12 protein-coding genes are annotated in these 12,882 nt (G+C 44.6%); 4 read left to right on the top strand and 8 right to left on the bottom strand.

Features of this window, described 5'->3' with window-relative positions; genetic code table 11:
• Positions 1-12: 12 nt before the first annotated feature.
• Positions 13-2,319 (bottom strand): ACP S-malonyltransferase, encoded by a 2,307-nt coding sequence (gene fabD, locus BR62_RS0115050; RefSeq protein WP_032871380.1) that lies wholly within the window; start codon positions 2,317-2,319, stop codon positions 13-15.
• Positions 2,320-2,775: 456 nt separating this feature from the next.
• Complete coding sequence (locus BR62_RS0115040) at positions 2,776-3,420, bottom strand: YkyA family protein (RefSeq protein WP_032871376.1); 645 nt, start codon at positions 3,418-3,420, stop codon at positions 2,776-2,778.
• Positions 3,421-3,658: 238 nt separating this feature from the next.
• Here BR62_RS0115040 and BR62_RS0115035 point away from each other — a divergent pair, with 238 nt between their 5' ends.
• Both BR62_RS0115035 and def read left to right on the top strand, forming a co-directional pair.
• A complete protein-coding gene (locus BR62_RS0115035) occupies positions 3,659-3,838 on the top strand; it encodes a YjcZ family sporulation protein (protein ID WP_007409651.1) in 180 nt (59 codons plus the stop codon).
• A 112-nt stretch (positions 3,839-3,950) separates the two neighbouring features.
• Entirely contained in the window at positions 3,951-4,505 is a 555-nt protein-coding gene (gene def, locus BR62_RS0115030) for a peptide deformylase (RefSeq protein WP_020955759.1), read from the top strand.
• 34 nt (positions 4,506-4,539) lie between these two features.
• Here def and BR62_RS0115025 read toward each other — a convergent pair whose 3' ends face one another.
• Positions 4,540-5,313, bottom strand: coding sequence for a Cof-type HAD-IIB family hydrolase (locus tag BR62_RS0115025; RefSeq protein WP_015239775.1), 774 nt, complete (start codon positions 5,311-5,313; stop codon positions 4,540-4,542).
• Between the two features lie 354 nt (positions 5,314-5,667).
• Here BR62_RS0115025 and BR62_RS0115020 point away from each other — a divergent pair, with 354 nt between their 5' ends.
• Together BR62_RS0115020 and rnjA are read left to right on the top strand one after the other, a co-directional pair.
• A complete protein-coding gene (locus tag BR62_RS0115020) occupies positions 5,668-5,877 on the top strand; it encodes a DNA-dependent RNA polymerase subunit epsilon (RefSeq protein WP_003154548.1) in 210 nt (69 codons plus the stop codon).
• 5 nt (positions 5,878-5,882) lie between these two features.
• On the top strand, positions 5,883-7,550 hold the full coding sequence (gene rnjA, locus BR62_RS0115015) for a ribonuclease J1 (RefSeq protein ID WP_007409649.1): 1,668 nt from the start codon (positions 5,883-5,885) through the stop codon (positions 7,548-7,550).
• Between the two features lie 32 nt (positions 7,551-7,582).
• Here rnjA and ade read toward each other — a convergent pair whose 3' ends face one another.
• From ade to BR62_RS0114990, 5 genes are all read right to left on the bottom strand, one after another.
• Complete coding sequence (gene ade / locus BR62_RS0115010; RefSeq protein ID WP_032871374.1) at positions 7,583-9,316, bottom strand: adenine deaminase; 1,734 nt, start codon at positions 9,314-9,316, stop codon at positions 7,583-7,585.
• Between the two features lie 148 nt (positions 9,317-9,464).
• Entirely contained in the window at positions 9,465-10,130 is a 666-nt protein-coding gene (ktrC, locus tag BR62_RS0115005) for a Ktr system potassium transporter KtrC (RefSeq protein WP_003154554.1), read from the bottom strand.
• A gap of 40 nt (positions 10,131-10,170) precedes the next feature.
• Positions 10,171-10,998: a gamma-glutamylcyclotransferase family protein gene (locus BR62_RS0115000; protein WP_015239773.1), complete on the bottom strand. Its 828-nt coding sequence runs from the start codon at positions 10,996-10,998 to the stop codon at positions 10,171-10,173.
• Between the two features lies 1 nt (position 10,999).
• Complete coding sequence (locus BR62_RS0114995) at positions 11,000-12,304, bottom strand: ATP-binding protein (protein WP_032871371.1); 1,305 nt, start codon at positions 12,302-12,304, stop codon at positions 11,000-11,002.
• 172 nt (positions 12,305-12,476) lie between these two features.
• Positions 12,477-12,761 carry an AbrB/MazE/SpoVT family DNA-binding domain-containing protein gene (locus BR62_RS0114990; protein ID WP_003154557.1) on the bottom strand — a complete coding sequence of 95 codons (285 nt, stop codon included), beginning with the start codon at positions 12,759-12,761 and terminating at the stop codon, positions 12,477-12,479.
• Positions 12,762-12,882 lie beyond the last annotated feature (121 nt).

Genomic DNA, 12,882 nt, shown 5'->3' with positions numbered 1-12,882 from the left:
CCCGCTCCTTCTTTAGTGTAGAAATAACGTATCCAATCTGCGCCTTAGCAGACTTTCGGTCTCATTCATCAATTTTTCACCAATGTCATCGACATGTCTGTTTCTCCATGATTCCAAATCCGTGCCCTTTACCCAATGATTAAAAGCGCCTAAAGACGGGCCGCAATGAACTTGGAAATTCACCTTTTGTTCTTCCTGCCCTTCCAAAGCAAGCAGACATCCTCTCTGCAAATACCACTTAAATAGTAACAGCATCTTATATTTTTGATTGCGCTCAGCTTTTTGGGCCAGGTTCGGCTGTTTTTCTATTAAGCTTTCGTAGATTTCATCAAAAGTCTTGTTAAAATAATCATTTTCGAGCTGAATCTTTGTCTTTTCATCTATCTCACTCAAAGACTCATATTGTTGGTAGATTTGAAATAATTTATTTGCCCTGACCGGAAACAGCGTGCCCTTTTTCAGCACCTGCACCTTTGTTCCGAACTCAAACAGAGTCTCCGAAGGCGCATAAGCAGTATCGCATATTCCTGTCTCACTCAGCATTTCTTTAACAAAACCGCTTGTTTCGGCTTCAACTGTACATTGATTAATGGATCCCGTCATAATAAAATCAGCGCCCATTAAAAAAGCAGACGCGGCAGACTCGGGAGTCCCGATTCCTCCCGCAGCCCCGATTCTTATCTTCCTTGCGTATTTGTGTGTTTCCATCATTTCATCCCGCAGCTTAACAAAAAACGGCAGCATCGCTGTCAATGAGCCCTGTTCGGTATTACTTCCGCAATCTGCTTCAATAATGATATCGTCTGCTGCCGGAATACGGCTGAGCCACTCCGCCTGCTCTTCCGTCAGCATACCGTGCTGACACATTCTCTTTACGATACTTTGAGGAGGCGGACTCAGAAATGCGGCCGCAACTTCCGGCCGTGAAACTTTGGCAATGATCCGATTATGAGGTATGACCCTGCCGCTTTTGTCTATCTTCAACTGATGCGCTTTGTAATAAATTAATGGCGCGCTGACGGAAAAATACGAAGACGCTTCTATTACTCGTACGTCATGCTTGATATATAAATCTATCAATTCCTTTTCTCTATCTTGATGATCCGGCTCAAATCGCAGATTCATTCCGTAGGGCTGGCCATTTTTGAGTGTCTTCTTAATAGAAATAAGGGCCTGTTCAATTTCCCTTATAGGTAAACCCGCTGTGCCAAAGAACCCCAGCATTCCTTTCTTCCCGAGGCGGATCAGCATTTCAGCGGAAGAGATCCCTCTATGCATCCCACCTGCCAAATACGCGTATGTCAAACCGTAATCTTCTTTGAAAGATTGATCACCCAATCGGGACACCGGTGAAGCTGCACCGCTCTCTATATTTTCGACCAAGAGGCTATGCTCTTTCCCGCTTTCCGAATTGTCCTTGTTCCCTTCAGAAAAAAAGAGACTGTCTTCCGGCGCACTAATATTAAGCGGTTCCTCATCTCTTTGTATGGTTTGAATTAATTTAGTCAGAATGTTGCCGGGACCGATCTCTTCAAACAGAGTGACGCCTTGTCCCATTAAGTACCTGATGCTTTCAGTCCATTTTACCGAGTTTGTTATTTGTTCAATTAAATTCCGTTTGATATCTTCTTGTTTATAAGGTCTTGCCGTATAGTTAGAGATGACTGGGAAATTCAATTCTGAAAAATGAACCCCCTCGATAAATTCCGCAAATTCACGCTTTGCACTTTCCATGAAACGAGAATGAAAAGCTCCGCCGACTTGCAATACGATATAAGCTTTCGCCCCTTCTTTTTCAAAAAAAGAGGCTGCCCGCTTTATCTCTTCTGCAGCTCCTGCTATCACAATTTGTGAAGATGTATTGTAATTGGCGATATCTATTTGGCCGAATTCATACTTTTGAAGTATTTTTTTTATGTGGTGCTCATCCAGTCCGATCACGGCAGCCATTCCGCCCTCGGGAGCCTCACTCATTAACTCGCCTCTTTTAGCAACCAGCCGGAGACCTGTTTCAAAATTAAAAACGCCGGCCGCAAAAAGCGCAGTATATTCACCCAGACTATGTCCTGCAACAGCATCAGGGCGGGTATGACCTTCTTTTAAACCCTTTAAATATTGCAGTGCGCTCACTGTATAAATTGCAGGTTGTGTATACTTCGTATCAGTCAGCCTCTCTTTTTCATCTGAAAGGCATAAATCCTTTATGGAGTATCCTAAAATATGATCTGCCTTTTTAATGAGCTCACTGAATTCATCGAATAATTCTCTGCCCATTCCTTTAAACTGCGCTCCCTGTCCGGGAAAGACGTAAGCAAGCATTTGTTTTCCTCCTGTTCCGTATTTCTGCCGTTTCTTTTCGTTCCGATTTTGATTAACGTTTTTCACTTCAATTTTAAAATTGTCGTTTACTCTCAGCACCCTTACTTAATAAGCATTACGAAGCAAAATAAAAAAACCTTTATGCCGGATAAAGGTTTAAAAGCAAAAAGCATGTACAAATATCATATTGCCGCAAATATAAATAGATAGAATTTTCTGATAATTAAAACCACATTTTCATTCTGTTTTCTATATATCAATATAATAAAAACATTCCAACGTGCCGAAACAACGATTGGTTTTATGTGAATATTTCCCTAAATAAATACTATACCATGATTTACTTGTTGTCAATGGGAAACACACGTATATACCAATTCTTCAGCCGCCTTTTTACAGGCAGCTGAACTCGGTTGTTATCAGTTCATCAGCCCATGCCGATATGCCTTCACTATACTATTTGCGGAATAATAGTTCTTTCTCTTTGTTGTAGTCTTTAGTAAATTGATTGAACTCATCTGCTTGTTTATGCACCTTTTCGTAAACTGAGTTTACTTTGCTGATTTGCTCTTCCAGCTGCGCTAATGTGAGCTTTTTATCTTTAATCAGTTTATAAAGGTCCTTATCAAGTGAAATGGCTTTTTCGTACTTTTTGTACAAAAGATCATAAGATGCATACCTTTTCCCCATTAAAGCGACAGCATGCCCGGCTTTTTCTTTTACTTTCTTATCCTTTATTTCTTGAGAAGTTTTTTTTGCGGATTCAAACGCTTTTTTTGAATCATCAATACTGTCTTTTTCTGCTTTCAGATGTTTTTTTCGCTGATTTGCATTGCTCAGAGCCTGATCAGACAGTGTGACAATTTTCTGGTAATCATCCATATTCAGTTTAACCGCGCTGTCGTATAGCTTATGCTCTTTTTTCTCCAATTTTTCTAATGTTTTCTGCTCTTTTTGAAACGGTTTTTCCGCTTGAACGGCTTTTTCCATCGAGTCATGAAGCGATTCAACCGGATCTTTTCCCCCGCAGCCGGCAAGCAGCATACTTGCGGCGCCGAGCGCTCCGATTCCTGCTAATACCTTTTTTTGAATGATATTCACTTAAAATCCCCCAATCTTGACAATTTCCACTATAGAAGCCCGAACGCTTTTTGACAATAGCTGAGCTGTAATTGGCATGACCGTGTAAAGACGCTTACGGTGCTTTCAAAGAATACTTGCGTAAAAAATTGAGAAAACAGGGCGGATGACCATACATCTTTTTGGCTTTTACATAGTTTATAGTAGACGCCGGCCCTGCTGACAGAGGGTCAGCGTAATTAAAAGAGGAGGTTTTTTTATGTACGGATATGGATTTGGCGGCGGATTTGGCGGCGGTTGTTGCGGCGGCGGATATGGTTATGGCGGCGGTTACGGTTACGGCTGCGGCGGCGGATACGGCCGCACATTCGCATTAATCGTCGTATTGTTTATCTTATTAATCATCGTCGGTGCCGCTTATTTAGGCTGCGGCTGCTGACCTTATACACCATGAACATCGGCCGGCCTGCTATGGCCGGCCAATTGTTTCGTTGCGCCGCGATAAAGAAATTCGCTATAATTTACATATTAAGCTTTAGGAGTGAAGTTTCTTGATTACTATGGAAAATATTGTACGCGACGGACATCCCGCGCTCAGAGAGATCGCTGAAGAGGTTCAGCTTCCCGCTTCTGACGAAGAAAAACAGCATCTTGCTGATATGATTGAGTTTGTGAAAAACAGCCAAGATCCTGAATTAGCCGAGAAATACAAGCTTCGTCCGGGCGTCGGTCTTGCCGCTCCCCAAACAGACGTAAAAAAACGGATGATCGCCGTCCATGCAGAAGATGCGAAAGGCACTTTATACAGCTATGCTCTTTTTAACCCTAAGATCGTCAGCCACTCAGTGGAAAAAAGCTACTTGACGAGCGGAGAAGGCTGCCTGTCGGTAGACGAACCCATTCCCGGCTATGTGCCGCGCTACGCCCGCATCCGCGTAAAGGCGGTGACGCTTGAAGGAGAACAGATTGACATCCGCCTCAAAGGTTTTCCGGCCATCGTGTTTCAGCACGAAATCGATCATCTGAACGGCGTGATGTTTTACGACCATATCGATAAAGAAAATCCGTTCAAAGAACCTGAAAACGCCATTGCCATTGACCGTTAAAAATAACCGGCACTTCCCAAAGTGCCGGTTTTCTTTATTTCAAAAGGCCCAGTTCTTTGACGGCCCAGCTGATTCCTTCCTCATCCACCGGCTTTGTGACGAAATCAGCGGCAGCTTTTAATTCCGGAACCGCATTTCCCATCGCCACCCCGGTGCCGACAAAACGGATCATCTCAAGATCATTTAGTCCGTCGCCGAATGCATAAGTGTCACTTACGCCGTACGGAAGCCGCTCAAGCACTCTTTTAATGCCTTCCGCTTTTGAACCGCCTTTCGGAAGCACATCCGTTGACAATTCATGCCAGCGGACGTAATCAAACTCCGGAAAAGCGGCATATGCTTTTTCTTCATGTCCGCGGCAGAATAAAAGCAGCTGATAAATTTCTTTTCCTTTATAAAATGTTTCATCAACTTCGGGATAAGGCGCTTTCAGACTGCCGATTCCTTCCGAGACGTGCGGATGTCCGGGGACGGTCGTTTTCATCGTGTCTTCCGCCATAAATACGACGGGGTGCTCCCCTTCTGCCGCCTGCTTTAATAAACGCGCAACCGCATCTTCAGGAAGCGGATTTTTATAAATGACCTCACCTTCAAAAACGACATACTGGCCGTTGTATGAAATAAATGATTCAATCTCCAGCTCTTCCAGAATCGGTTTTACCATAAACGGGGACCTTCCGCTGGCGATAAAAACGTGATGGCCAGCCTCTTTAAGCGCCTTCACGGCGTTTCTTGCGCTATCGGGAATATGTTTATCATGGTCATAGATCGTGCCGTCAATATCAAAAAAGATCAATTTTGGTTTCATGTCAATTTCTCCTTTTTCCCGTTTATCAGTCGTGTCTTTTTCAATATCATCATACAGAAAGTTTTTCTTCCGGAAAACCGCCTTGATGAAATTCCAGTTTTACCCACGAAAACAAATTCATTTTTTCCGCATACTACTGCTATAAAGGGCTTTAAAGGAGGTATACGATGCTGCGCCGATTACGGAAGAAACTCAGAAGACAGTGGGGCGGAATGCTCCGAAAAAAAGTCATCGCGTAGAAGGGATCTTTCGGTTTTTGAAAGTCCCTTTTTTGCTCGAGACTTTCCTTATAATCCGTTTTCGAATATAATAGAATAAGCGAGTCTAACATACGGCATTTAAGGAGAGATTTGGATGATTTATAAGGTATTTTATCAAGAGAAGGCTGACGAAGTACCTGTTCGGGAAAAAACAGATTCACTTTACATTGAGGGCGTTTCAGAACGGGACGTCAGAACGAAACTGAAAGATCAGAAATACAACATTGAATTTGTTCAGCCTGTGGACGGTGCTTTTTTAGAATATGAGAAGCAGAGCGAAAATTTTAAAGTATTGGAGTTATGAGCGGAATGAAATTTGTAAAAAATGACCAGACTGCCGTTTTCGCCCTCGGCGGATTGGGCGAGATCGGGAAAAATACGTACGGGGTGCAGTTTCAGGATGAAATTGTACTGATTGATGCGGGAATCAAGTTCCCGGAAGATGAACTTCTCGGCATTGATTACGTAATCCCCGATTACACGTATTTAGTAAAAAATGAAGATAAAATTAAAGGTCTGTTTATCACCCACGGTCACGAAGACCATATCGGCGGTATTCCGTACCTGCTCAGACAAGTAAATATTCCCGTTTACGGCGGTAAACTCGCGATCGGCTTACTTCGGAATAAACTTGAAGAGCACGGGCTGTTAAGACAGACCAAATTAAACATCATCGGTGAAGACGACATCGTGAAGTTCCGCAAGACGTCAGTATCCTTCTTCAGAACGACACACAGCATTCCGGATTCATACGGAATCGTCGTCAAAACACCGCCGGGCAATATCGTACATACCGGGGACTTTAAGTTCGATTTCACACCGGTAGGCGAACCGGCAAACTTGACAAAGATGGCTGAAATCGGGAAAGAAGGCGTTTTGTGCCTGCTTTCTGACAGTACAAACAGTGAGGTTCCTGATTTCACCATGTCAGAACGCCGCGTAGGCGAAAGCATTCACGATATTTTCCGAAAAGTGGACGGCAGAATTATATTTGCGACATTCGCTTCGAATATACACCGTCTTCAGCAGGTGATTGAAGCAGCCGTTTTAAACGGCAGAAAAGTTGCCGTATTCGGACGCAGTATGGAATCGGCTATTGAAATCGGACAAAATCTCGGTTACATTACTTGTCCTAAAAATACGTTTATTGAGCATAACGAAATCAATCGTTTGCCTGCCAATAAGGTAACGATTTTATGTACGGGAAGCCAAGGTGAACCGATGGCGGCGTTATCACGCATCGCTAACGGGACGCACCGGCAGATTTCCATTAATCCCGGAGATACGGTCGTCTTTTCTTCCTCTCCGATTCCCGGAAACACAATCAGCGTAAGCCGCACCATCAACCAGCTGTACCGTGCGGGCGCAGAAGTCATTCACGGTTCATTGAATGACATTCATACATCCGGACACGGCGGACAGGAAGAGCAGAAATTAATGCTCCGCCTGATCAAACCGAAGTTCTTTATGCCGATTCACGGTGAGTACAGAATGCAGAAAATGCACGTCAAACTCGCGACTGATTGCGGCATACCCGAAGAAAACTGCTTTATCATGGATAATGGCGAAGTGCTGGCCCTCAAAGGCGAAGAAGCCGCTGTGGCAGGCAAAATTCCGTCCGGCTCCGTTTACATTGACGGAAGCGGAATCGGTGATATCGGCAATATCGTGCTCCGCGACCGCCGCATTCTTTCAGAAGAAGGCCTTGTTATCGTTGTTGTCAGCATCAATATGGACGACTTTAAGGTTTCGGCGGGGCCTGATTTAATCTCAAGAGGTTTTGTATACATGAGAGAATCCGGTGATTTGATCAATGACGCGCAGCAGCTGATTTCGAACCATCTGGAGAAAGTAATGGATCGGAAAACAACGCAGTGGTCCGAAATTAAAAACGAAATTACCGATACGCTTGCTCCGTTCCTATACGAAAAAACAAAACGCCGCCCGATGATCCTTCCGATCATTATGGAGGTCTAAAAAAAACTGCACTCGTAATGAGTGCAGTTTTTTTATTGCAGCGGAATATGCTGAAAGGCTTTGACATCAAACAGACCGGCTGCTGTCATTTTAATATCCGGAATCACCGGAAGCGCTAAAAACGATAATGTGAGAAACGGATTGAAATCACCGGTGAATCCGAGCAGAGGAAGCTTTTCATGAAGCACGCCCAAGCTGTCATTGACCCATTCCGCCGACTTATCAGACAAAAGCCCGGCGATCGGAAGCGGAACGGAGTGAAGCAATTCTCCGTTTTTCACGGCTGTTAATCCTCCTCCGGTGTCACGGAGCCTGTTGATTGCTTTTGCCAAATCGGCATCGTTTGTACCGACGGCGATGATATTATGGGAATCGTGAGAAATGGTTGTGGCGATGGCGCCTTCTTTTAACCCGAACCCTTGTACAATCCCGAGTCCTATCATTTTTTCGCCGCTGTACCGCTCTGTGACGGCGATTTTTAATAAATCATTTTCTGTATCAGGACAAAACGCGTCAGCAGACGGTGCAGGCACTTCTTTTTTTCTCGTCTCCAAATGATTCGGTATCATTTCGATTACTTTCATTTTCCTGCCCTCATGAATCGGCATATAAAAATCAGATTCAGTCAGCGGCGATCTCAGCCGCACTGTATCCAACAGCGCCTGGTCCGGCGAATAGGAACCGGCAGACTGTTCATAAACCGTGCGTCCGTTCTCGGCAACGGTCCGGCCGGCGACCATGGTCTTCGTGACGGCAGCCTCCCGTACATCTGAAATGAACAGCAGATCTGCGTCAAAACCCGGCGCTACCGCCCCTTTTGTTTCAAGGCCGTAGCACTCAGCCGCATTTAAACTGGCGAGCTGATACGCAAGGAATGGATCAAGTCCCGCCTTTATCGCCATTTTGACTTGGTGGTTCACACTTCCTTCTGAAAGCAGATCATCTACATGCTTATCATCCGTGCAAAAGAAAAAGCGCCGCGCGTTTTTTTCATTCACCGCCGGCAGCACATTGAGCGTATTTTTTGCCACCGATCCTTCGCGCAGCATGACATACATTCCCCGTCTGATTCTGTCCAGCGCTTCTTCTTTTGTCGTCACTTCATGATCATTTGACACCATTGCGGTTCTGTATATATTGATGATATCTGAAGACAGTCCGGCTAAATGCCCGTCGATCCGTTTTCCGTGACGCTTGGCATCAAGCAGTTTCTGAAGCATATCCTCTTCACCTTCCGTAACAGACACATAATCCATTACTTCCGCAAGTCCGAGCACCTCTTTCTCCTGATAAAAAGGCTTTAAATCCTCGGCTTTTAATACGGCTCCTGAGCGTTCAAAGCTAGCGGCGGGAACACAGGAAGGAAGCATGAAACGGATGTTCAGCGGCGCCTTTTTCGCCTGCTCTATCATAAAAGAAATGCCTTTTGCTCCGGAAACGTTCGCAATTTCGTGAGGATCAGTAATGACAGTAGTCACTCCGTGTGGGAGGACGGCTTTAGCAAATTCAATCGGAGTAACCATAGAGGACTCGATATGAACATGTCCGTCAATAAAGCCCGGAACGATCATTTGACCTTCTGCATCAATGACTTCTTCCCCTTCATATTCGCCCAGCCCGACGATCACTCCGCCCGTAATGGCGATATCTGCAGAAATCCATTCCTGGTTAAATACATCCATGATTTTTCCGTTTTTAATGACGGTATCGGCTTTTTGTCTGCCGGCTGATGCATTCAGCCGTTCAGCCAGTGTTTCTTTGTTCAAAATGAGGCCTCCTCTTTTTCTTTATATGGTACAATATGCTATCGGATCGCCTGATCATAGTCAATAAAAATTGCAGAAAATACCGCTTACACGATAAATGTCTTTCTATTCTGACATAATAAAAGACCGTCCTTTTACGGACGGCTTTTCACTTTGTGTGAAGCACTCTTTTTTCAAATCGGGAAATGTCCGTAAGAGAGCCGATAACGATGAGAATATCTTCTTTTTGGATCATTTCAGTCGCCAGCGGAGATACGATCACTTCTTTTTCTCTCTTGATGGCCACGATATTAATGCCGTACTTCGCCCGGATGTCCAGATCAAGCAGTGTGTTGCCCGCAAGCCTGCTGTTGGCCACGATCTCCACAATGCTGTGTTCGTCGGACAGCTCCAAATAATCAAGCACATTATTTGATACGATGTTGTGGGCGATGCGTTTTGCCATGTCACGTTCAGGGTGGACGATGTGATCGGCCCCGATTTTCGCAAGCACTTTCTCATGATAATCGTTCTGCGCTTTAACCGTGATCGTGTTCACGCCGAGTTCCTTTAAGATCAGCGTCGTTAAAATGCTCGCCTGTATATTTTCGCCGATTGCCACAATGACGTGGTCAAAGTTGCGCAGCCCTAAGTTTTTCAGCACCGATTCATCGGTTGAATCGCCAATGACCGCGTGTGATGCGATTTTGGCGTATTCATTTACTTTATCTTCATCAATATCCATCGCCATGACCTCAAGGCCCTCTTCACTTAATGCTTTGCAAATACTTCCGCCGAAGCGTCCGAGACCGATAACGGCAAACTCTTTTCTCATAACAGTACTCCTTTAAACAATATCTCTAATAGGAATAGTATCACATTTTCGGCAACGAGTTCATATAGCGTTTAAGCTTTTCTGAAAAGGCGGGTGATAAATACAGGTCCGCTCCGCGTTCGATTTCTTCCTGATAGTGACCCGGAGGCGCAATTTCCTCAGCTTTATCAAGAACGAGAAACGTCAGGACGCCTCTGTATACACGGCCGCCGGCACACACTTCTATGAACGCTGGACGGTATGTGTGGTTATCAACACCTTCTCTTTTGTACAGATAGGTTGCCGCTTCAAACGGGAGCTTGTACAGCACGCCTTCAGTTCGTCCCCCGTCTTCAACAAGATCGGCTCTGGAACCGTCAGGACGCCTTAACGTGAATCTCGTCGAATACCCTTCAACAACCGCCCCTCCGACCGGCTCGGCAAAAAAGTGGTCGACCCCCGCCTGTTTAAACCGGGCATTGTCCATACAGGAGCCGTATGCGAAATAATAAACCGGACTGTCATCCTCCCGTTTCATAAAACGGTATTCTTTCCAGTCTCCGCTTTTGATACGGCTGAATGAGGCACACTGGTCGGGCTTTACGACATATGCGAAGGCGGTTTTATTCCCGGCATCCGTCGTCACGGCAACCTCTTTTCGATCAAAATCAGCATAATACGCATCCAGCTTACGGATCATCTGATGATCTGTTTCATACAATTCCCCGTACACAAAAGCTGTTTCTGCTAAAGACGCCGCAGGCTGACCTTTATCCGTTTCGTACAGCACGCCGTTTATCGCGGCCTGCTCGCACACACACGGAGCGCCTTTCAGCAGTTCATGGTTTTCTTCACGCTTCCGTAACAAACCGTATACAAAAAGAAGCAAGTTATTTTTCCTCCTTTTGGACAGCAGCCGCTTCTAACGGCAGAATCACCTGAAACGTACTGCCTTCTCCATTTTTGCTCTTAATGTTAAGTTTACCATTATGCTCCTTCAGAATTCGTAAACAAATCGGAAGCCCGAGACCCGTTCCCTGATCTTTTGTTGAGAAAAACGGTTTCCCGATGTTTTCAAGCTTTTCTTTCGACATGCCGTTTCCTTCATCCTGTATGCTGATCACCGCGTATTCTTCATCCCGTTTTGTATAAATATGAATATTCCCGCCGTCAGGCATCGCTTCAATCGCATTTTTAATAATATTGATAAATACCTGTTTCAGCTGGTTTTCGTCACCGTTGACCATACAGGACTCAGTCTGCCTGAAATCCTTCTCAATCACAGTGTTCGACAGCACCGCGTTCGTGTCAAGAAGCGTCGCCACCTGCCGTAAAATATGGTTGAGATGATGAGCGGTAAACGTTACGGTCTGCGGCTTGGCGAGCAGAAGCAGCTCCCCCAGCACAAGGTCAATCCTTTTAATCTCCGAAAAAATAATATCAAAATAATCCGTTCTTTCCGGATACTGGGCTTTCATCAGCTGGAGAAAGCCGCTGACTGACGTTAAAGGATTTCTTACTTCATGGGCGATTCCTGCCGCAAGCTCCCCGGCAATGGCCAGCTTTTGAGATTGCATGGCAAGGCGTTCGTTCGTTTCCAGAAGCTCGTCGACCGCTTTTTTCCGTTCACTGATATCAGACATCGTCCCCAGGCTTCCGACAAATTTCTGTCTGCGGTCATAATACAGCTTATAATGGACTTCTCCCCAAAAGATCGAGCCGTCTCTTTTAATATATTTGGCCGTAAACATTCCTGACGGGGACTGCTGCTTGATTTGGGAGATAATATAATCAATGATATGTTTTTCTTTTATAAAATAATCATTATACATCGTGCCCATACATTCGCTGATGGAGTGGCCCGTAATCGCCGTCCAGGCCTGATTCAAATATGTAATATTCCCTTGTGCATCCGTCTGAAAAACGATTTCCTGCAGATTGTCCATAATCCGGTTTTTCTCATCTGAAAGCGCCTTTGCTTTCTGCTCGCTGTCCTTCAGCTCCGCCAGCAGCTGCTTTTTATTATCCACATAATAAGCCAGCAGCCAGACGCTGATTAATGTGACGGCGGTAAAGGTGATGTCAACGGGCCAGTTAATCGGATTCCGTTCAATTATATAAAATAAATAATCCCAAAACATAATAAAAATCATTGCCAAGATTAAGGAAATGATACGCGCTTGATATTTTCCCATAGTCCCACCTGCCGCTAGCATTTCTACATATATTGTAACATTGTTGACTGCATTATTGACTAAAAAATGATAACTATTCCCAATTAATTGAGCAGGTTCGCTTACTTTTCCCGTGAGTTTTTGCACAAGTTCATAATAAAAGGACGGAATGATGCTCCGCCCTTTTTGCTGATTATGATCTATCTTTTAACGCTTCCTCGATTTCCTCAAGCAGCATTTTCGCTCCTTCAGGACTTAAAATAATTTTGCCGTTGCCGTACTCCTGATTTTCGGGAGTAATTTCCCCCGTCATTAAGCAAATGCCGTGCGGCTTGTATTTTTTCAAGACAATTTTGTCTCCGTCAACGAAAAATTCAATACTATCTTTAATAGCGATATCCAATGCTCTTCTCAATTCAATCGGCATGACAATACGCCCGAGTTCGTCTACTTTTCTTACTACACCAATTGATTTCATAGAAATCCCCTACTTCCTTTAATGTCTCTTCTTTATGTCCAAGGAAAATCCTTCATAAACGTAGACGAAAGGAACGGAGCAAAAGTTTCTCAGCATCCGGAACTGAATGTTTTTTTACAGA

The sequence above is a fragment of the Bacillus sp. UNC69MF genome, from assembly GCF_000746035.1.
Lineage (GTDB): Bacteria > Bacillota > Bacilli > Bacillales > Bacillaceae > Bacillus > Bacillus velezensis.
This window is presented reverse-complemented; position numbering and strand designations above follow the sequence as displayed.